The sequence below is a fragment of the Pseudomonas laurylsulfativorans genome, assembly GCF_002906155.1.
Lineage (GTDB): Bacteria > Pseudomonadota > Gammaproteobacteria > Pseudomonadales > Pseudomonadaceae > Aquipseudomonas > Aquipseudomonas laurylsulfativorans.
Window position 1 is genome coordinate 21,863 of record NZ_MUJK01000014.1, and the last position, 19,237, is coordinate 41,099.

Genomic DNA, 19,237 nt, shown 5'->3' on the forward strand with positions numbered 1-19,237 from the left:
GGTAAATGTGGGAGCGAGCCTGCTCGAGAATCGGTGTGTCAGGCAGCATCATTGTTGAATGTTATGCCGCCTTCGCGAGCAGGTGGGGGCGCCTATCAGGTTTTGGATTTGGCGTGCGCCGCCAGTCGTTCCAGCGCCGCCCGCAGATTCGGGTCGCTGATCCCGTCGGCCGTGGCCTGAATAGTTGCCGCAGCTTCGTCCGACAGATCCATGGTGTGCCCGGCCGCGCCCCGCTGGACGGTAGGCGGCTGCACCTTGAACAGGATTCGCGTCAGGTTGGCAAATTCGTCGAACAGTTGCAGTTGCCGTTGCAGGCGCTTCTGCTGATAGCGCAGGCGGGTTGCCCAATGACCGTCGGTGACAATCAGCAACAAACTGCCTTCGCGCCAGGAAGCCACGTGGCAATGCTCGCGAGCGGCGGGCTGCAATTGGCTCTCGAGCAAGCGTTGCAGATGACCCAGGCGTTGAGCGTGGCCGAGAATGGCTTTCAGCGGCTTGGCTTCGCGTAATAGAACGGCAGGTACTTTGGCCGTAAGTGGGCGAAATGCCATGATCAGACACCTGAAGTAACAGAGGCGCCATGGTAGCAGAAAGCACCGGATGCACCCGCCCATTGCTTTTGCGGGCGCTTTACCCATTAAATCAACAACTAACTTCTGCCCTGAACGGCTTGAAGTTGAGCAAAACGCCCCTATTTAAAGTGAGCCCCGTCAAAGCGCAGTGCCAGCATCGTGGAATTTCGCCACTTTCCTCACCACCGTTTCCGGGTAGAATGCTCGTTCGCATGCGGCCATGAGGGCTGCACGGGCGACTCACGGGGCCGCCCTCCATCCCTTTAGTGTGGAAGATCCTGCCGATATGTTTGCGCCTTTGTTAAAGAAACTTTTTGGAAGCAAGAACGAGCGTGAAGTCAAACGCATGCTCAAGACGGTGCAACTCGTCAATGCCTTCGAAGAGCAAATGGTGGCCCTTTCGGACGATCAATTGCGTGCCAAGACCAACGAGTTCAAGGCCCGCATCGCCAAAGGGGAATCCCTCGACAAGCTCCTGCCAGAAGCCTTTGCGGTCGCCCGCGAAGCCGGCAAGCGTGTCATGGGCATGCGTCACTTCGACGTCCAGCTGATCGGCGGCATGACCTTGCATGAAGGCATGATCGCGGAAATGCGTACCGGTGAAGGCAAGACCCTGGTAGCAACACTGGGCGTTTACCTCAACGCGCTGTCCGGCAAGGGCGTGCACGTTGTGACGGTGAACGACTACCTGGCCCGCCGCGACGCCAACTGGATGCGCCCGCTGTATGAATTCCTCGGCCTGACGGTCGGCGTGGTCACGCCGTTCCAGCCACCGGAAGAGAAACGCGCTGCCTACGCGTCCGATATCACCTACGGCACCAACAACGAATTCGGTTTCGATTACCTGCGCGACAACATGGCGTTCAGCATGGAAGAAAAATTCCAGCGCGAACTCAATTTTGCCGTGATCGACGAAGTCGACTCCATCCTCATCGACGAAGCCCGTACGCCGCTGATCATCTCTGGTCAGGCCGAGGACAGCTCCAAGCTGTACATCGAGATCAACAAACTGATCCCGCGGCTGGAATTGCATGTCGAAGAAGTCGAAGGCGAAGTCACCAAGGCTGGCCACTACACTGTCGACGAGAAGACCCGTCAGGTCGAGCTCAACGAAGCCGGTCATCAGTTCGTTGAAGAGTCGCTCACCTCCCTCGGCCTGCTGGCTGAAGGCGAAAGCCTGTACTCGGCGCATAACCTGAGCCTGCTGACTCACGTTTACGCCGGCCTGCGCGCGCACAAGCTGTTCCATCGCAACGTCGAATACATCGTGCAGGACGGTCAGGTCGTACTGGTCGACGAACACACCGGCCGTACCATGCCGGGTCGCCGTTTGTCCGAAGGCCTGCACCAGGCCATCGAAGCCAAGGAAAACCTGAACATCCAGGCCGAAAGCCAGACCCTGGCGTCGACCACCTTCCAGAACTACTTCCGTCTGTACAACAAACTGTCCGGCATGACCGGTACGGCCGACACCGAAGCGTTCGAGTTCCACCAGATCTATGGCCTGCAGGTCATGGTGATTCCGCCGAACAAGCCTTTGGCGCGTAAAGACTACAACGACCTGGTGTTCCTGACGGCCGACGAGAAATACGCGGCAATCGTGGCCGACATCAAGGAAAGCATGGCAGCGGGCCGTCCGGTTCTGGTCGGTACCGCCACCATCGAAACCTCCGAGCACATGTCCAGCCTGCTCGTGAAGGAAGGCATCGAACACAAGGTTCTGAACGCCAAGTTCCACGAAAAGGAAGCCGAGATCATTGCTCAGGCCGGTCGCCCGGGCGCACTGACCATCGCCACCAACATGGCCGGTCGTGGTACCGACATCCTGTTGGGCGGTAACTGGGAAGTGGAAGTGGCGTCCCTGGAAAACCCGACCCCTGAGCAGATTGCCCAGATCAAGGCCGACTGGCAGAAGCGTCACCAGCAAGTGCTCGAATCGGGCGGTTTGCAGGTGATTGCGTCCGAGCGTCACGAATCGCGCCGTATCGACAACCAACTGCGTGGTCGTGCCGGTCGTCAGGGCGACGCCGGTTCCAGCCGTTTCTACCTGTCTCTGGAAGACAGCCTGATGCGCATCTTCGCCTCTGACCGGGTGAAGAACTTCATGAAGGCCCTGGGCATGCAGCCTGGCGAAGCGATCGAGCACCGCATGGTGACCAACGCTATCGAAAAGGCCCAGCGCAAGGTTGAAGGCCGCAACTTCGACATTCGCAAGCAACTGCTCGAGTTCGACGACGTCAACAACGAACAGCGTAAAGTGATCTATCACATGCGTAACACGTTGCTGGCCGCCGACAACATCGGTGAGACCATCGCTGATTTCCGTCAGGACGTGCTCAACGCCACCGTCAGCGCACACATTCCTCCGCAATCGCTGCCTGAGCAGTGGGACGTGGCGGGTCTGGAAGCAGCGCTGCAGAGCGATTTCGGTGTAGCGCTGCCGATCCAGCAATGGCTCGACGAAGACGATCACCTGTACGAGGAAACCCTGCGCGAGAAGCTCATGAACGAGCTCATCGCGGCGTACAACGAGAAAGAAGACCAGGCGGGCGCCGAAGCGCTGCGCACCTTCGAGAAGCAAATCGTTCTGCGTGTACTGGACGACCTGTGGAAAGATCACCTGTCGACCATGGACCACCTGCGTCACGGTATCCACTTGCGTGGTTATGCCCAGAAGAACCCGAAGCAGGAATACAAGCGCGAGTCGTTCACTCTGTTCTCCGAGTTGCTGGATTCGATCAAGCGTGACTCGATCCGTGTGCTGTCCCACGTACAGGTTCGCCGCGAAGATCCGATCGAAGAAGAACAGCGCCTGCGCCAGGAAGCCGAGGCACTGGCCGCTCGCATGCAGTTCCTGCATGAAGAGGCTCCAGGCCTGGAGCAACCGGAAGTGTTGGGCGAAGAGGTCGATGTCGCTCTCGCTGCCGCGCCGGTTCGCAACGAGCAGAAGCTGGGTCGCAACGAGCTGTGCTACTGCGGTTCGGGCAAGAAGTTCAAGCATTGTCACGGGCAGATCCAGTAAAACCCGTTTCAAACGCTGAAATACCCGCGCCGCGACCGGCTTCTGCCGTCGCGGCGTTTTACCATTCGAACCACCGTTCTGCTGAAACGGTGCTGACATTATTTATAAAGGAGCGCATTCATGGCTGTTGGTCTTGGTCCTTTGCCAACGTTGCACCCGGTTGCCGGTTTTGAACTCGGTATCGCCTCGGCCGGCATCAAGCGCCCTGGGCGCAAGGATGTTGTGGTCATGCGCTGTGTTGAAGGCTCCACGGTTGCTGGCGTGTTCACCTTGAACGCCTTTTGCGCCGCACCGGTGATCCTGGCCAAGCAACGCGTGCAAGGCCCTGTGCGTTACCTGCTGACCAATACCGGCAATGCCAACGCCGGCACCGGCGAGCCAGGCCTGGCTGCTGCCGAGCGCACCTGCGCCAAGCTGGCCGAGCTGACCGGTGTCGATGCCAGCCAGGTGCTGCCGTACTCCACCGGCGTGATCGGCGAGCCGCTGCCTGTGGAGAAAATCGAAGGTGCGCTGCAAGCAGCCCTCGACGACCTGTCGGTCCACAACTGGGAAGCTGCCGCCACCGGCATCATGACCACCGACACCCTGCCAAAAGGCGCCAGCCGTCAGTTCCAGCATGACGGCGTGACCATCACCGTTACTGGCATCAGCAAGGGCGCCGGCATGATTCGCCCGAACATGGCGACCATGCTCGGCTACATCGCCACCGACGCCAAGGTTTCCCGCGACGTGCTGCAAAACCTGATGCTCGATGGCGCCAACAAGTCGTTCAACCGCATCACCATCGATGGTGATACGTCGACTAACGACTGCTGCATGCTGATTGCCACGGGTCAGGCCGCGCTGCCGGAAATTACCCGCGCCGAGGGCGAGTTGTTCGCCAAGTTGAAGCAAGCGGTATTCGAAGTGTGCATGGACGTGGCCCAGGCCATCGTTCGCGACGGCGAAGGCGCGACCAAGTTCGTCACCGTTGAAGTCAACGGCGGCGGCAATCACCAGGAGTGCCTGGACGTCGGTTACACCGTTGCTCACTCGCCGCTGATCAAGACTGCGTTGTTCGCTTCCGACCCGAACTGGGGCCGTATCCTGGCCGCGGTTGGTCGTGCCGGTGTGCCGAACCTGGACGTGAGCAAGATCGATGTTTACCTCGGCGACGTGTGCATCGCCAGCCGTGGCGCGCGCGCGGCGACCTACACCGAAGCGCAGGGCGCGGCGGTGATGCAACAGGAAGAAATCACCATCCGTATCGAGTTGGGTCGTGGCGATTGCAGCGAAACCATCTGGACCACCGACCTGTCCCACGAATACGTGAAGATTAACGCCGAGTACCGTACTTAAGACCGAGTCGATCCGATCGCGGGCAAGCCCGCGATGACGGATGACCAAGCGCTAGAGATTTTGGCCTGCCCCCTCATCTAAAGGTCCCGAACATGAGCCTGCACCTGATCATCGGCGACAAACTGCTTTCTTCCTGGTCCCTGCGCGGTGCTCTGGCCCTCGATCTGGCTGGCGCTGCCTATACCGAAGAATTGATCAAACTGAACCAGCCGGACACCCGCGAGCGTCTGCTAAAGCATTCACCGACCGGCAAGGTCCCGCTGCTGAAAACCGAACACGGCACCATCGCCGACTCCCTCGCGATTGCCGAGTACCTGGCGGAACAGTTCCCGGCCGCCGGCCTCTGGCCCAAAGACACCGCCGCCCGCGCCCAGGCACGCTCGGCGTGTGCGCAGATGCACGGTGGATTCTTCGCCATGCGCGGCAACATGCCGTTCGACCTGAGCCATGACGCGCCTTTGTCGCCGGTCCCGGCTGATGTTCAGGCCGACATCGAACGCATGTCGGCGTTGTGGGCCGAGTGTCGTGCCGCTGCGACCGAAACCGGGCCTTATCTGTTTGGCCGTATCAGTCTGGCTGACGTGTTTTTTGCGCCGATTGCCGTGCGCTTGCGCACCTATCAGGTAAAGCTGTCAGCCACTGACGAAACCTATGTCGAAACCCTCTACCAATGGCCGGCGTTCAAGGCCTGGCAGAAGGCCGGACTGGAGGAGCTGGAAAAGTGAAACGAGTCCATGTCGCCGCCGCCGTCATCCGCGATGGCAATGGCCAAATCCTGATCGCCCGTCGTGCCGACTCACAGCACCAGGGTGGCCTGTGGGAATTTCCAGGCGGCAAGGTCGAAGCCGACGAGTCGGTCGAAACCGCACTGGCCCGCGAACTCCATGAAGAGCTGGGCATTGTGGTCAACGCGGCGCGCCCGTTGATCAAGATACGGCACGATTACCCGGACAAGCAGGTGTTGCTGGATGTCTGGGAAGTCTCGGCGTTTACCGGCGAGCCCCATGGTGCCGAGGGACAACCGCTGGCCTGGGTTGCACCTCGTGATTTGTCGAATTACGAGTTCCCGGCGGCCAATCAGCCGATCGTTGCGGCCGCGAAATTACCCGCTCAGTACCTGATCACCCCGGAAGATCTGGAAACACCGGCCTTGCTGCGTGGTATTCAGAAGGCCATTGCCGGCGGCATCAAGCTGATCCAGCTGCGCGCACCGAACGGGTACGATCCGAAATATCGCGACCTGGCTGTCGATGCGGTGGGCCTGTGTGCCGGAAAGGCACAGTTGATGATCAAGGGGCCGTTCGAATGGCTGGGCGACTTCCCATCCGCGGGTTGGCACATTACCTCGGCTCAACTGCGCAAATACGCAGCAGCTGGTCGACCACTACCGGCGTCGCGCTGGCTGGCGGCGTCGTGCCATGACGCCGAAGAACTGATGCTGGCGGAGCAGATGGGGGTGGATTTCGTGACCCTGTCACCGGTTCAACCCACCTTGACTCACCCAGGCGCCGAGCCGTTGGGTTGGGAGCAGGCGTCGAGCCTGATCGAAGGTTTCAGCAAACCGGTGTTCCTGCTCGGTGGTGTTGGCCCGGCCGAGGTCGAGAAAGCCTGGGCGGCGGGTGCGCAGGGTGTGGCAGGGATTCGGGCGTTCTGGCCTGAAGCCTGACTTTGTAGCGCTCCTGCTGGCCTCTTCGCGGGCAAGCCCGCTCCCACAGGTTTTGTGAACGCCACAAATCCACTGTGTGCGAGCCTGCTCGCGAAGGGGCCCTGACAGGCGCTGGCTAAACCTCAGGTTTCGCCGCAGGCTGCCAAAGAATCTCGGCAATCCCCTGGCGCTTGGCAATCAACCGCGCTGCGACAAACAACAGATCCGACAACCGATTGATGTAGGCCAGGCCAACCCCGGCCAATGGCTCAATCGCATTCAATTGCTGACACCGTCGCTCTGCGCTGCGCGCCAGGCTGCGGCAGACATGAGCCTGGGCAATCAGCGTCGAGCCGCCGGGCAAGATGAAGTTTTCCAGCGGTCCCAACTCTTCATTCCACGCATCGATCGCGGTTTCCAGGCGTTCGATTTCCGCGCTATTCAAGGCTTGATACACCGGCATCGCCAGTTCGCCACCGAGGTCAAACAATCGGTGCTGGCAAGGTGCCAAAACATCGATCACTTCCTGCAAGCCTGCAAAGGTGTGCGTTTTCGCCGCCAATCCGGCGAGCAAAACGCCTACCTGACTGTTCAGCGTATCGACTTCGCCAATGGCTTCGATCCGTGGGTGATCCTTGGGTACGCGGCGTCCGTCGCCCAGCCCGGTCTCGCCTTTGTCGCCAGTGCGGGTGTAAATCTTCGACAAACGAAAGCCCATGGTTACCTCGATAGCAGATTGAGTTCTTGCGAGACAGGTGGCGTGCTCGCCAGGGGCAGGCGCAAGGTGAAGCACGTGCCTTGGCCCAGGGTCGATTGCACTTCCATCTGCCCCTTGTGGTTGTTAGTGATGATGAAATACGACACCGACAGCCCAAGTCCGGTGCCCTGGCCGATTTCCTTGGTGGTGAAGAACGGTTCGAAGGTCCGTTTGCGCACGCTTTCGCTCATGCCGATGCCATTGTCCTCGACCTGAATTTCCGCCCATGGCGGATTCAGCCTGGTGCGCAGAATGATGCGCCCCGGCTCGCTGTCGTCTTCGCGCTGGTGGATGGCTTGCGCGGCGTTTTTCAACAGGTTGAGCAGCACTTGTTCCAGTTCGTTGGCGGTGCCGGGGACCGGTCCAAGCGCGGGATCGAACTGGCGAATGATGGCCTGGCCCTTGAAGTCGAAACCGATCGCCAGGTCGAAATCGTTACCGGCGATCTCCACCGCCTGGTCGATCAGGGCGGGCAGGTCGCAGGGGGCCATCTGGCGGGTGCTGCGACGGCTGAAACTGAGCATGTGGGTGACGATTTTGGCGGCCCGGGCGCCGGCCTGCTGGATGCCGTCGAGTAACTGTGGCACTTCGCGGATTTGCAGGTACTGATTGACCGTCGCCAGTTCGATGCCGGCCTGTTCGGCCACTTCGAGGTTCTTCGGCAGATCGGGGGACAGACGTCGGCGAATGTTTTGCACGTTGTGCAGGATCGCACCCAAAGGGTTGTTGATCTCGTGGGCCATACCGGCGGCAAGACCGCCGACCGAGAGCATTTTCTCCGACTGCACCATCATCTCTTCCAGGGACAGGCGCTGGGTGATGTCGTCGATCCGGATCACCACGCCCCGCCCGGCGCCGCCCATCAACGGATAGAAGGTCAGGGCGTAGTGGCGGGGCTCTTCGTCCTTGAGCCAGGTGACACGTTCGATTTTGGCCACCGTGTGCTGTTCGACCGTTTGCTTGAGTTGCGGCAAGAACGGCTTGAGCGGTTCGAAGGCAAGGAAGATCGGCTGGTTCAGGGCTTCGTCGAGGCGAGTGCCGGACAAGGCGCTGGCTTCCTGGTTCCATTGCGTCACATAGAGCTGTTCGTCGAGGGCGATCAGTGCCGACGGCATGGAGTCGATGATGCTGTTGAGGTAGTTCTGGAAACCAGTGAGCTTTTTCTCGATCTTGCTGCGCACCTGGACTTCGAGCTCCAGCTTGCGGTTGGTATGGCGGGTTTCTTCCGCCAGGCCCTGGGCCTGGTCATAGGCAGCCTGGGAGTCGTCCCTGGCGCGTTTGAGTTGCTGCTCTCGGGCCTCGATCCGCGAGAGCATGGTGTTGAACGCTTCGGCGAGGCTGCCGATTTCATCGTGGTTGCCTCGCGAAGCACGCAGTGCGTAGTTTTCCTCACGGGTTACCTGGCGGGACAACTCTTCGAGCTGATGGATCGGCCGGGTAATCAGGCGCTTGATCTGACGGGCGATGATCAGCCACAGCAACACACTGAAAATCAGAATCCCCAGGCTGGCCGTCAGGGTGCCGGTGTAGAACGCCACAGGCAGTTCACTGCTGGCGACCAACAGCAAATGCCCGGGCGCGGTTCCGGGGCGGGGCAGGGTGATGACCTGATTGCTGCGAAACTCGGTCACCTGCCAATCTTCGATATGCCGGAACCGTTTCGGCAACTCCAGTTTCTCGCCGCGTTGCAGCTGCGCCAACTGTTCGCCCTTTCCGTCATACAGGACTGCCGCGCGCAGCGGTGAATAACTGTTGAGTTCGTTGAGCAGGCGCTCGGCGCTTTGCGGCGATTCCAGGGCTTCGGACACAAGGCTCGGGTTCGACACCAGTCGGCCGATGGTCTGCAGGGCCTGGGGTGCCATGCTTTCCTGGGAGATGTAGTAAGCGGCGCTGATAAAGGTCAGGTTGGCAACCAGCAGGACGGTGACCATCAGTGCCAGCAGGGCGGCCAGCAGTTTCTGGCCGACGGGCAGGTTTTCAAGGCGCTGGCGCAATGGCATTGGATTGATCGCAGAAAAGGAACAAGTGGCCAGCGTAGCCGCTGCTCAGTCGCTGGGCAATCCAAGGCTTTGCAGGCGAGCGATCAACCGTGACTCAAGCTGATTGAGGTGAGGCAGGTTCAGTTGATGGCGTCCGGCCACTTTGCAGGCGTAGCCCAGCAGATAGCTGATTTCTGTTCGGCGTTTGCTCGTGACGTCCTGATGCATTGATGAGTAGTTGGCTGCGGTGGCGTGAATCACCCGTTCGACTTCCTGTTGCAGGTTTTCGGCGGCTGCCGGCTGACCGCAACGCTCGAGCAACTCCACCAGTTCACCGCACAGGGTGGCAACCTCGCAGTGATGTTGCTGTAAGCCACCGTTGCGGCAATCGTGTAGCACCGTCAGCGGATTGATTGCACAGTTGAGGGCGAGTTTGCGCCACAGTCGGGTCAGGATGTCGGTACTCCATTCGTGGGGGATGCTGGCGGTGCTCAGGTCGTCGAGCCAGATCGGTGCGACCGGATGGCTCGCATCCCCCAGCCAGGTGAAGCCGTGCCCGGCAAACACCACGCGCCAATCGCCGTCGCGGAAGGCGCCTTCGGTGCTCGACGCATAGATGCAGCGTGCCTGCGGAACCTGTGCGGCCACTGCGTCCTGGCTGCCCAGGCCATTTTGTAGCAGGATCAGCTCGGCACCGGGGGCCAGGCGGGGCGCCAGTCGGGCCACCGCGCTTTCGGTATCGTAGGCTTTACACGCCACCAGCAGGCGGTTGATCGGCTGCGTGCTGTCGGCTGTCTCTGCGGGCACGGCATAGTGTTGCGCCTCGCCGTGTTCCACCAATGTCAAACCACCGCTCGCCTCATAGGCCTGTAGTCTCGTGGTATCCCGCAGGACCAGCCTCACCGGTACGCCAGCCCGCGCCAGACGTGTTGCCCATAAAGTGCCGAGGCTGCCGGCGCCCAGAACATGCCAGGTGGTGGACATCAGCTTTTTGCTCTCTTTAAGGCGTGCATTGGCAGCTCACAGTGAATGATGGGAAAGACCCGTTATAATCAGCGCGGATTTTAACCGCAAGCCAGGCGTGCTCCATCGGCGCGCCTTTATATTGGAGAGATTACATGCCGTCGTTCGACGTGGTATCCGAACTGGACAAACACGAAGTCACCAACGCGGTCGAGAACGCCGTCAAGGAACTCGATCGTCGTTATGACCTGAAAGGCAAAGGCAGCTTCGAGTTCAAGGAAAAAGACCTGACCGTCAACCTGACCGCGGAAGCGGATTTCCAGCTCGAAGCGATGATTGAGATCCTCAAGCTGGCCCTGGTCAAGCGCAAAATCGACGTGCAGTGCCTTGAGGTCAAGGACGCGTTCGCGTCGGGCAAGCTGATGAAGCAGGAAGCCGTCCTCAAGGAAGGCATCGACAAGGAGCTGGCGAAGAAAATCGTCGCTCACGTCAAAGATGCCAAGCTCAAGGTCCAGGCTGCCATTCAGGGCGAGCAGGTTCGTATTACCGGCAAGAAGCGCGATGACCTGCAGGAAGCCATTGCTGTGCTGCGAGCCAAGGAATTCGGTATGCCGCTGCAGTTCAACAACTTCCGCGACTGATTTGAAAGCGGGAACCTATCGGCGTTTGCGACGTCGGAGGCCCAAGCAACGGCAGAAACGATTGAACCCGTCGCGGTTCGATCTTTCTGCCGCTTTTTTTTACGCATGCCGGATAGCCGGAAAACAGGAGCAAGTAGATGGACTTAAATGCTGAGGTAGACAACCTGGTCAAGGTTTCCCAAACCTGGATCCCGATGATCATGGAATACGGCAGTCGTGTACTGCTGGCGGTCATCACCCTGGCCATCGGCTGGTGGCTGATCAACAAAGTCACGAAAAAGCTCGGCGGCCTGATTGCCTTGCGCAATGCCGACCTGGCGCTGCAAGGTTTTATCAGCAGCCTGGCGAACATCATCCTCAAGATCCTGCTGGTCGTCAGCGTAGCCTCGATGATCGGTGTGGAAACCACTTCGTTTGTCGCGGCGATTGGTGCGGCGGGTCTGGCCATTGGTCTGGCCTTGCAGGGCAGCCTGGCGAACTTCGCCGGCGGCGTGTTGATCTTGCTGTTCCGTCCGTTTCGTATCGGTGACTGGATCGAGGCTCAGGGTATCGCCGGCACCGTCGACAGCATCCAGATTTTCCATACCGTGCTGCGTACCGGTGACAACAAGACCATCATCGTGCCCAACGGCAATTTGTCGAACGGCATCATCACCAACACCAATCGTCAGCCGACCCGCAAAGTCGTGTTTGATGTAGGTGTTGATTACGAAGCGGACTTGCAGAAAGCCCGTCAAGTATTGCTGGAGCTGGCCAAGGATCCCCGTGTATTGACTGACCCGGCACCTCAGGCAGTCATTTCGACATTGGGTGACAGTTCTATCACTGTTTCGCTGCGTGTCTGGGTGAAGACAGCAGATTATTGGGATGTGATGTTCATGTTCAACGAACTGTCCCGTGATCACCTGAGACAAGCTGGTATCGATATTCCATTTCCACAGCGGGTTATTCGCGTGGTTCAGGAATCCGCAGTGCAGTGACGGGCCTTGCCATACATGACTGACTTTTCGGTCAGGTATGTAAGTCGGCTGTTCAATAATTGAACAATTTGCACAGGCAATAAAAAAGGCCCATCCGAAGATGGGCCTTTTGTTTTGTTACCGCAAACTAACTGGATGCGATTACAAAACCGACAGCGGGTAGTCGACGATGAAACGGAACTCTTTCACGTCGCCTTCACCTTCGTCAGCGTTAGCGAAGTGCCATGCTTGACGAATACGGAAGGACAGGTCTTTTGCCGGGCCAGATTGAACAACGTACTTGGCTTCGAAGTTGGTTTCGTTGTGCTTGCCGTCTGCACCGTAGATGCCTTCGTAAGCGCCGCCAACTGGAGCTTTGGTGCCGTCGATGTCCCAACCTTTCACGTAACGGGTCATGAAGCTCAGACCTGGAACGCCGTACTCAGCCATTTTCAGGTCGTAACGAACCTGTGCAGACTTCTCGCCAGGGGCGTTGAAGTCAGAGTACTGGATGGAGTTGGCGAGGAAGATCGAGTCGCCGCCGCGGTTGTTTTTACCCACACCGATGTAGTCGAACGGAGTGTCACCGTTAACCTTCTGGAAGGCGAGGGTGATGGTGTGCGCTTTCATGAACGAGAACGCGGCTGCCAGGGAGTAAGCAGTGTTGCTGATCTCGCCTGCTTTGGCATCACCAGTGTCTTTGGTGTTGTAGATGTTACCGTCCAGGTTCAGCGACTCGTCGCCACCCATCGGGATGGTGTAGTTCAGGTTGGCGTAGTACTGGTTCCAGATGTCTTCCAGCTTGGCGCCGTACAGCGATGCCGACAGGTTGTCGGTGATGCCGTATTTGCCACCGAAGTAGTCGATGGAGTTGGCTTCTACGCCAGCGTAGGTTGCAAACAGGCCGCCGTCACGAGCGTTACGGTCCTGGCTGGTACCCGAGTAGAAGTGACCGGCTTCGAGGTCAAGGTCTTTGACTTCGCTGCTCTGCAGCTGGATGCCGCTGGCAGTTTGAGGAAGGATTCGGGAGCCGCCAACTGCAAACACTGGAGCAGTGCTTGGCTGCATGTCGCCGACTTTCAGCTCGGTTTTGGATACGCGGAATTTAACAGCGCCACCGGCCTTGCCCTGGCTGTCGTTGACTTCGCCATCGGCATCGCGGCTCATGTTGCCGGTGCCGCCGGTGCCATCACCGCCGTCCAGTTTGATTGCCAGGTAACCGAAAGCGTCAACGCCAACGCCGATCAGGCCTTGGGTGTAACCGGAGCTGAAGTTGCCCCAAATACCTTGGGTCCAGTCTTTCTGGTCGTTGCCGCCATCTTTGTTATCACGGTTGAAGTAGTAGTTGCGAACCAGCAAGTTCAGAGTGCTGTCTTCAACAATACCTTTGGCTTCAGCCTGGTCACTTACGAAAGGGGCGGCCGTAGCCAATTGGGTACTGGCTGCTGCTGCAACTGCCAGTGCGATCATGCTCCACTTCATCACGCGCATCGTGATTTGCTCCTTTGGTTTTAGAAGAGTACTGCCGTCCCACCTGTTTTATTATCTGGGCGGCTCTTTCTTTTTGTGTCGGCGCAAACTTATATCACGCCGACAATGTTGGCGATACTTGCGTATCTAACCTTTCGCGTTCTTTACGACCCTGTCGCAAACAGCTTGGTAGATGTCGCAAATTTCGAGCTCCGACGCAACCGGGCTGACAACTTTAATGCTGTTTTTCGAGCCTTGGCGCCAGTAAAAAGAGTCCTGGTGAAACGTTTGAATCTCCATCGGGCTACCTTGCCACTGTCTTTTTTGCCTGAAGGCCACCGCTTCCAGCAGGTGCCACTCAGGTGATGTTGGGTATGAATGCAACAAACATGCACAAATTTGGTTTTGTTACATTTTTTTTCTATTTTGACTGCCTGACGCTGTAAAAGCCTCATAAAACCGGGGGGTTCAAGCGCGTTTAGTTTGGGCTTGACGCCTTGCCTGACATCATGTTGCATCCTTCGGGTCGACTGCCTGACAACCCTAAATGTTACCGGTTCACCCCGCCAGTGAGTAAATGGCGGATGTCGAAGCGTTCAGCGTAGACCCACTGTGCGGTTTTGGTGCAAAAAATCTTTTGCCTTGTGATGAACTCATCCCTGTCCAGCGCTTGCCTGAAGCGAACTATCTCTTGCTAATCAGTCATTTCGGCATTTTTTCCGGCCAATCAGTTCTGTAATGGTGCGCGGCGGTGAAAAGTGTCTCATCCGGGGGCGGGCTTTCAGCCTTTTGTTGGCGCTCGTGGCCTCTGTGCAAGGTTCGCCGTGAAGCGCGCGCCGTTCGCAGGTATGCTGCCGTCCGGTCGCTTGGTGTGCTGTCCCATCTGGATGGGCGCTAAGCTGAAAAATGATGACCCGGCGGGAGTACGCGCAGTGTTCGCTCTAGATCCACGACTTCAACAAGACACGTTACCGATCGGGGACTTTCCGCTCTGCCGGTTGCTGTTGTCCAACGATTCGAACTATCCCTGGTTCATCCTGGTACCTCGTCGTGAGGCTATCAGTGAGATATTTCAGTTGGATGTCGCAGACCAGCAGCAGCTTTGGCAGGAGACGACGGCGCTTTCGCAAGTGCTCAAGGATTCGTTCGATGCGGACAAGTTGAATGTTGCGGCGCTGGGCAATGTCGTCAGTCAGTTGCACATGCATGTGATCGTACGCCAGCGCGAAGATGCCGCCTGGCCAGCACCGGTTTGGGGTAAGTGCCCGGCAAAACCCTACAGTTCGGAGCAGATTGCCGCCATTCGCGAGCGTTTGCGCCTGATATTGACCGATGAATTTACGTTTCTGGAGGGCTGACCCATGAGCCTGGAAGAACGCGTTACCGACCTTGAAAGCCGCCTGGCCTTTCAGGATGACACCATCCAGGCATTGAATGATGTGCTGGTCGCGCAGCAGCGCGTGGTCGAGCGCCTGCAACTGCAAATGGCTGCGCTGCTCAAGCGGCAGGAGGAGATGGTCGGCCAGTTCGAGTCGTTCGAAGAAGAAGCGCCCCCGCCGCACTATTAAGCAATATGCAGGCATAAAAAAACCGCGGACAGCCAAGCTGTGCGCGGTTTTTTTTAGCCTTGAATCAGCGGCGCGGCAGTGCGGCGATCACATCTTCGGCTTGCAGGCCCTTGTCACGATTCATGACAGAGAACTCCACGCGCTGGCCTTCGACCAGGACGCGGTGGCCTTCACCGCGAATGGCCCGGAAGTGGACGAAGATATCGTCGCCGGAGTCTCGGGAAATGAAGCCAAAGCCTTTGGACGTGTTGAACCACTTGACGGTGCCGGTATCGCGGTTGCTCATGTCGTAGCTTGGCGAGGCGGCGGCCGGAGACGATTTGTAGAAGCTGATGCCCAGGTGCAGGGCAACAGCGATCACGGCTGCGACCAGGCTGAACAGAACGGCCGGTTGGCCGGCGATGACCGGCATCGGTGCGATAAGCGTCAGGGTTTGCAGGACTACCGCCAGCACCAGCAGGGCGCTGACCAGATTCTGCAGTTGGTGGCGCGGACCTTTGTTCCAGTACGGGATGACAGGTGCAAGCGTGAGGTTGAGCAGGCCGAAAAAGGCCAGGTACAGCGCGTCAGGTTGTTGCAGGTAAGGTAAGGCTTCGGAGTGCAGGCTAGGGATGAAGGACAGCAGCAAGGCCGCTGTGCCTATCAGCAGATGGACGATTTTCAACATTTTAATTAACTCACGTTAAGACAGCTCACAAGGAAGAGCTGATGGCGCACGGTTCGCTTCAAAACAATGAAAGAGGCGTTGGACACGTACCCGGTATCAGCCTATGCGCCATACCCCGAAAAAATAGGCACTGGCGACACGCTGTCTATTTAACAGCAAAGCCGCAGGCTACTCAAATCAGGGCGTCCGGCGGCTCTTTGAGGGCGATTTGCCGCAGGTTGCCCGAAGTTCCGCGGCTGCGGCAAGGCGGTAGGCTTGCTAGAGTGAGCGGGCACCTGCTGGCTGAACTTCATCACCTTTAGGGGAAAAACATGGCAATCGATATCGGTATCAGTGAAGAGGACCGCAAGTCCATCGTCGACGGGCTTTCGCGCCTGCTGTCGGACACCTACGTGCTTTATTTGAAAACCCATAATTTCCATTGGAATGTCACCGGGCCGATGTTTCGAACTCTGCACTTGATGTTCGAAGAGCAATATACCGAGCTGGCCCTGGCAGTCGATTCGATTGCCGAGCGCATTCGTGCCCTGGGGTTTCCTGCTCCCGGTGCCTATTCCGTCTATGCGCGGCTTTCCTCTATCAAGGAGGAGGTGGGCGTGCCTGCCGCCGAGGACATGATCAGGCAATTGGTCGAGGGGCAGGAGGCGGTCACGCGGACGGCGCGGGGGATTTTTCCCCTGCTCGACAAGGTCAGTGACGAACCTACGGCGGACTTGCTGACCCAGCGCATGCAGGTGCATGAAAAAACGGCGTGGATGCTTCGCGCTCTGCTGGATCAGTAACGCTTGCGTGCGCGGATGACGCCTTGAAGTGTCGTCTGCGCTCTTCTTTCCTACGCCATTCAATTAGGTGCTTCTGAAGGGGGCATTACTTCGCTGCGTGGGAAAAAGTCCGGAGTAGGACGTTCTCCGGGGTCTGCCAACAGTTGTTGGCTTATCCTACGCCGAAGGCCATAAAGTCATCTGGATATACCTTTGTACCTGCGTTTTTATAAGTCGACACACAGTTGCGCTTAAGGAAGCCAGGATGGCAAAGGAGTGTCAGCGTTATGGTTTATGAACGGCAGGAAGAGGGGCGAAACGGTTCGCGCAAGGATGTACGGGTCGATCCGTTTGTTCGCGAGTTCGATATGGGGCTGGCCCAGCCCTTGTCCCGCTCGGTACGATTGAATGGCTTCGCAACCTGTTTGCGGCTTGAGCAGGTTTATTGGGATATTTTGGGGGAGATGGCCCGGGTCAATGGTTGCTCAGTCAGTAGCCTGCTGTCTCATGTGGATCGCGAAGTTCACCTGCGTCACGGCGGGGTAAGGAACTTCAGTGGATTGGTGCGGGTTGTCTGTGTCGTGCACAGCCTCAAGGAAGGAGGTTGCATCGTCGCGGCCTAGTCTGGGTAGCAAAAGCAGCAGAGTGTCGGTCTGTGCAGTCTTACGGCTGCACAGGCCGCATTTAATGGATATAATCCCGCTCTTTGCCGCAAAACCCAGCGTGTGCGGTAGCAATCTGATCGCCGAGACAAACTCCATGCCGATGTACGATTATCAATGTGCTTCCTGTGGTCATCAGTTGGAAGCCATTCAAAAAATCAGCGATGCACCGCTGGTCGACTGCCCTGCCTGTCAGGCGCCAGAACTGAAAAAAATGCTGTCCATGCCGGGCTTTCGCCTCAGCGGCACGGGTTGGTACGAAACCGATTTCAAGACCGGTTCCAAGAAGAACCTGGCCGGCGGCGACAAAGCTGACTAAGGTCTGGAACCTGAGCTGAACGACACGCGTGCTCTTGCATCACCCGACGACTTTATTAAAGGCGGGGCTGCTGCAGGATCTCCACCGAATTTCGAATTACGAGAAGTGAAACCACGACCATGATGCGCAGCCATTATTGCGGCCAACTGAACGAAAGCCTGGACGGCCAGGAAATTACCCTTTGCGGATGGGTCCACCGTCGCCGTGACCACGGTGGGGTGATTTTCCTCGATATCCGTGATCGTGATGGTCTGGCACAGGTCGTGTTCGATCCGGACCGTGCTGAAACCTTCGCAGCAGCCGATCGCGTGCGCAGCGAGTACGTCGTGAAGATCACCGGCAAGGTTCGCCTGCGTCCGGCCGGTGCGACCAACGCCAACATGGCGTCGGGCATGATCGAAGTCCTCGGCTACGAGCTGGAAGTGCTGAACGAATCGGAAACCCCGCCGTTCCCGTTGAACGAGTTCTCCGACGTCGGCGAAGAAACCCGTCTGCGCTACCGTTTCCTCGACCTGCGTCGCCCGGAAATGGCCGAGAAGCTGCGTCTGCGTTCGCGCATGACCACCAGCATCCGCCGCTTCCTGGACGAGAACGGCTTCCTCGACGTCGAGACGCCGATCCTGACCCGTGCCACCCCTGAAGGTGCGCGTGACTACCTGGTGCCGAGCCGTACTCATGCCGGTTCGTTCTTCGCCTTGCCGCAATCGCCGCAGCTGTTCAAGCAACTGCTGATGGTGGCCGGCTTCGATCGTTACTACCAGATCGCCAAGTGCTTCCGTGACGAAGACCTGCGTGCCGACCGTCAGCCGGAATTCACCCAGATCGACATCGAAACCAGCTTCCTCGATGAAAAAGAGATCATGGGCCTGACCGAGCAAATGATCCGCAACCTGTTCAAGGAAGTGCTGGATCTGGAATTCGGCGATTTCCCGCACATGACCTTCGAAGAAGCCATGCGTCGCTACGGTTCCGACAAGCCAGACCTGCGTAACCCGCTGGAACTGGTGGACGTGGCCGATCAGCTCAAGGAAGTCGACTTCAAGGTGTTCAGCGGCCCGGCCAACGACCCGAAATGCCGTATCGCCGCCTTGCGTGTACCAGGCGGGGCGAGCATGCCGCGCAAGCAGATCGACGACTACACCAAGTTCGTCGGCATCTACGGCGCCAAGGGCCTGGCGTATATCAAGGTCAACGAGCGCGCTGCCGGTGTTGACGGTCTGCAATCGCCGATCGTGAAGAACATCCCTGAAGCCAACCTCAACGTGATCCTGGATCGTGTTGGTGCAGTTGACGGCGACATCGTGTTCTTCGGCGCCGACAAGGCCAAGATCGTCAGCGAAGCGTTGGGCGCATTGCGCATCAAACTCGGTCACGACCTGAACCTGCTGACCTGCGAATGGGCTCCGATGTGGGTCGTCGACTTCCCGATGTTCGAAGAAAACGACGACGGCAGCTTCAGTGCCTTGCACCACCCGTTCACCGCGCCGAAGTGCTCCCCTGCGGAGTTGGAAGCCAACCCGGCCGGCGCTCTGTCCCGTGCCTATGACATGGTGTTGAACGGCACCGAGCTGGGTGGCGGTTCGATCCGTATCCACCGCAAAGAGATGCAACAAGCGGTCTTCCGCCTGCTGGGTATCAACGAAGTGGAACAGGAAGAAAAATTCGGCTTCCTGCTCGACGCCCTGAAGTACGGCGCACCGCCGCACGGTGGTCTGGCTTTCGGTCTGGACCGTCTGGTGATGCTGATGACCGGCGCCCAGTCGATCCGTGAAGTGATCGCCTTCCCGAAAACCCAGAGCGCGGCCGATGTCATGACCCAGGCGCCGGGCCAGGTGGATGCCAAGGCATTGCGCGAGCTGCACATTCGTCTGCGTGAAACGCCTAAGGCCGAGTAAGGCTGGCCAGAAGGGCGCA

At 58.4% G+C, this 19,237-nt stretch carries 18 protein-coding genes; 12 read left to right on the forward strand and 6 right to left on the reverse strand.

The features are described 5' to 3' along the window. Positions 1–95 precede the first annotated feature (95 nt). On the reverse strand, positions 96–551 hold the full coding sequence (locus tag B0D71_RS27415) for a DUF721 domain-containing protein (protein ID WP_103397502.1): 456 nt from the start codon (positions 549–551) through the stop codon (positions 96–98). Positions 552–858: 307 nt separating this feature from the next. Between B0D71_RS27415 and secA the strand changes: the two genes are divergently transcribed. The 4 genes from secA (at position 859) to B0D71_RS27435 (ending at position 6,598) form a co-directional block, all read left to right on the forward strand. Continuing rightward, the gene (secA, locus tag B0D71_RS27420; RefSeq protein WP_103397503.1) at positions 859–3,594 is read left to right on the forward strand and encodes a preprotein translocase subunit SecA; all 2,736 of its coding nucleotides are present in this window, start codon (positions 859–861) and stop codon (positions 3,592–3,594) included. Positions 3,595–3,714: 120 nt separating this feature from the next. Then, positions 3,715–4,932 (forward strand): bifunctional glutamate N-acetyltransferase/amino-acid acetyltransferase ArgJ, encoded by a 1,218-nt coding sequence (argJ, locus tag B0D71_RS27425; RefSeq protein WP_103397504.1) that lies wholly within the window; start codon positions 3,715–3,717, stop codon positions 4,930–4,932. A 92-nt stretch (positions 4,933–5,024) separates the two neighbouring features. After that, positions 5,025–5,657: a glutathione S-transferase gene (locus B0D71_RS27430; RefSeq protein WP_103397505.1), complete on the forward strand. Its 633-nt coding sequence runs from the start codon at positions 5,025–5,027 to the stop codon at positions 5,655–5,657. Then, on the forward strand, positions 5,654–6,598 hold the full coding sequence (locus B0D71_RS27435) for a Nudix family hydrolase (protein WP_103397506.1): 945 nt from the start codon (positions 5,654–5,656) through the stop codon (positions 6,596–6,598). The genes B0D71_RS27430 and B0D71_RS27435 overlap by 4 nt, the downstream gene beginning before the upstream one ends. Positions 6,599–6,713: 115 nt before the next feature. On the opposite strand, the gene B0D71_RS27440 is transcribed toward B0D71_RS27435, so the two are convergent. From B0D71_RS27440 to B0D71_RS27450, 3 genes are read right to left on the reverse strand one after another with little or no spacing between them, the layout of a single operon-like run. Continuing rightward, on the reverse strand, positions 6,714–7,295 hold the full coding sequence (locus B0D71_RS27440) for a cob(I)yrinic acid a,c-diamide adenosyltransferase (protein ID WP_103397507.1): 582 nt from the start codon (positions 7,293–7,295) through the stop codon (positions 6,714–6,716). A gap of 2 nt (positions 7,296–7,297) precedes the next feature. Next, positions 7,298–9,334 carry a HAMP domain-containing sensor histidine kinase gene (locus B0D71_RS27445; protein ID WP_103397508.1) on the reverse strand — a complete coding sequence of 679 codons (2,037 nt, stop codon included), beginning with the start codon at positions 9,332–9,334 and terminating at the stop codon, positions 7,298–7,300. Positions 9,335–9,379: 45 nt separating this feature from the next. Then, the gene (locus tag B0D71_RS27450) at positions 9,380–10,297 is read right to left on the reverse strand and encodes a putative 2-dehydropantoate 2-reductase (protein ID WP_103397509.1); all 918 of its coding nucleotides are present in this window, start codon (positions 10,295–10,297) and stop codon (positions 9,380–9,382) included. Between the two features lie 134 nt (positions 10,298–10,431). On the opposite strand from B0D71_RS27450, the gene B0D71_RS27455 reads away from it, so the two are divergent. Further along, the gene (locus tag B0D71_RS27455; RefSeq protein WP_007977344.1) at positions 10,432–10,917 is read left to right on the forward strand and encodes a YajQ family cyclic di-GMP-binding protein; all 486 of its coding nucleotides are present in this window, start codon (positions 10,432–10,434) and stop codon (positions 10,915–10,917) included. A 137-nt stretch (positions 10,918–11,054) separates the two neighbouring features. Next, entirely contained in the window at positions 11,055–11,897 is an 843-nt protein-coding gene (locus B0D71_RS27460; RefSeq protein WP_103397510.1) for a mechanosensitive ion channel family protein, read from the forward strand. 141 nt (positions 11,898–12,038) lie between these two features. Here the strand turns inward: B0D71_RS27460 and B0D71_RS27465 are convergent, their stop codons facing one another. Beyond that, entirely contained in the window at positions 12,039–13,367 is a 1,329-nt protein-coding gene (locus B0D71_RS27465; RefSeq protein ID WP_103397511.1) for an OprD family porin, read from the reverse strand. 911 nt (positions 13,368–14,278) lie between these two features. Between B0D71_RS27465 and B0D71_RS27470 the strand changes: the two genes are divergently transcribed. Both B0D71_RS27470 and B0D71_RS27475 read left to right on the forward strand, forming a co-directional pair. After that, positions 14,279–14,704 (forward strand): HIT domain-containing protein, encoded by a 426-nt coding sequence (locus B0D71_RS27470; protein WP_103397590.1) that lies wholly within the window; start codon positions 14,279–14,281, stop codon positions 14,702–14,704. A 3-nt stretch (positions 14,705–14,707) separates the two neighbouring features. Beyond that, a complete protein-coding gene (locus B0D71_RS27475; RefSeq protein WP_007977339.1) occupies positions 14,708–14,914 on the forward strand; it encodes a SlyX family protein in 207 nt (68 codons plus the stop codon). Positions 14,915–14,978: 64 nt separating this feature from the next. On the opposite strand, the gene B0D71_RS32135 is transcribed toward B0D71_RS27475, so the two are convergent. Further along, positions 14,979–15,581 carry a cold-shock protein gene (locus tag B0D71_RS32135; RefSeq protein ID WP_103397512.1) on the reverse strand — a complete coding sequence of 201 codons (603 nt, stop codon included), beginning with the start codon at positions 15,579–15,581 and terminating at the stop codon, positions 14,979–14,981. Between the two features lie 311 nt (positions 15,582–15,892). Between B0D71_RS32135 and B0D71_RS27485 the strand changes: the two genes are divergently transcribed. From B0D71_RS27485 to aspS, 4 genes are all read left to right on the forward strand, one after another. Then, a complete protein-coding gene (locus B0D71_RS27485) occupies positions 15,893–16,363 on the forward strand; it encodes a Dps family protein (RefSeq protein WP_103397513.1) in 471 nt (156 codons plus the stop codon). Between the two features lie 266 nt (positions 16,364–16,629). Then, on the forward strand, positions 16,630–16,965 hold the full coding sequence (locus B0D71_RS27490; protein ID WP_103397514.1) for a ribbon-helix-helix domain-containing protein: 336 nt from the start codon (positions 16,630–16,632) through the stop codon (positions 16,963–16,965). 136 nt (positions 16,966–17,101) lie between these two features. Beyond that, positions 17,102–17,323 (forward strand): FmdB family zinc ribbon protein, encoded by a 222-nt coding sequence (locus tag B0D71_RS27495; RefSeq protein ID WP_007977333.1) that lies wholly within the window; start codon positions 17,102–17,104, stop codon positions 17,321–17,323. A gap of 119 nt (positions 17,324–17,442) precedes the next feature. Beyond that, positions 17,443–19,218: an aspartate--tRNA ligase gene (gene aspS / locus B0D71_RS27500; protein WP_103397515.1), complete on the forward strand. Its 1,776-nt coding sequence runs from the start codon at positions 17,443–17,445 to the stop codon at positions 19,216–19,218. Positions 19,219–19,237 lie beyond the last annotated feature (19 nt).

Bases quoted from the DNA above. Each gene is read 5' to 3' on its own strand.
- B0D71_RS27415 (WP_103397502.1), bottom strand. From the start codon at position 551: ATGGCATTTCGCCCACTTACGGCCAAAGTACCTGCCGTTCTATTACGC.
- secA (WP_103397503.1), top strand. From the start codon at position 859: ATGTTTGCGCCTTTGTTAAAGAAACTTTTTGGAAGCAAGAACGAGCGT.
- argJ (WP_103397504.1), top strand. From the start codon at position 3,715: ATGGCTGTTGGTCTTGGTCCTTTGCCAACGTTGCACCCGGTTGCCGGT.
- B0D71_RS27430 (WP_103397505.1), top strand. From the start codon at position 5,025: ATGAGCCTGCACCTGATCATCGGCGACAAACTGCTTTCTTCCTGGTCC.
- B0D71_RS27440 (WP_103397507.1), bottom strand. From the start codon at position 7,295: ATGGGCTTTCGTTTGTCGAAGATTTACACCCGCACTGGCGACAAAGGC.
- B0D71_RS27445 (WP_103397508.1), bottom strand. From the start codon at position 9,334: ATGCCATTGCGCCAGCGCCTTGAAAACCTGCCCGTCGGCCAGAAACTG.
- B0D71_RS27450 (WP_103397509.1), bottom strand. From the start codon at position 10,297: ATGTCCACCACCTGGCATGTTCTGGGCGCCGGCAGCCTCGGCACTTTA.
- B0D71_RS27455 (WP_007977344.1), top strand. From the start codon at position 10,432: ATGCCGTCGTTCGACGTGGTATCCGAACTGGACAAACACGAAGTCACC.
- B0D71_RS27460 (WP_103397510.1), top strand. From the start codon at position 11,055: ATGGACTTAAATGCTGAGGTAGACAACCTGGTCAAGGTTTCCCAAACC.
- B0D71_RS27465 (WP_103397511.1), bottom strand. From the start codon at position 13,367: ATGCGCGTGATGAAGTGGAGCATGATCGCACTGGCAGTTGCAGCAGCA.
- B0D71_RS27475 (WP_007977339.1), top strand. From the start codon at position 14,708: ATGAGCCTGGAAGAACGCGTTACCGACCTTGAAAGCCGCCTGGCCTTT.
- B0D71_RS32135 (WP_103397512.1), bottom strand. From the start codon at position 15,581: ATGTTGAAAATCGTCCATCTGCTGATAGGCACAGCGGCCTTGCTGCTG.
- B0D71_RS27485 (WP_103397513.1), top strand. From the start codon at position 15,893: ATGGCAATCGATATCGGTATCAGTGAAGAGGACCGCAAGTCCATCGTC.
- B0D71_RS27490 (WP_103397514.1), top strand. From the start codon at position 16,630: ATGGTTTATGAACGGCAGGAAGAGGGGCGAAACGGTTCGCGCAAGGAT.
- B0D71_RS27495 (WP_007977333.1), top strand. From the start codon at position 17,102: ATGCCGATGTACGATTATCAATGTGCTTCCTGTGGTCATCAGTTGGAA.
- aspS (WP_103397515.1), top strand. From the start codon at position 17,443: ATGATGCGCAGCCATTATTGCGGCCAACTGAACGAAAGCCTGGACGGC.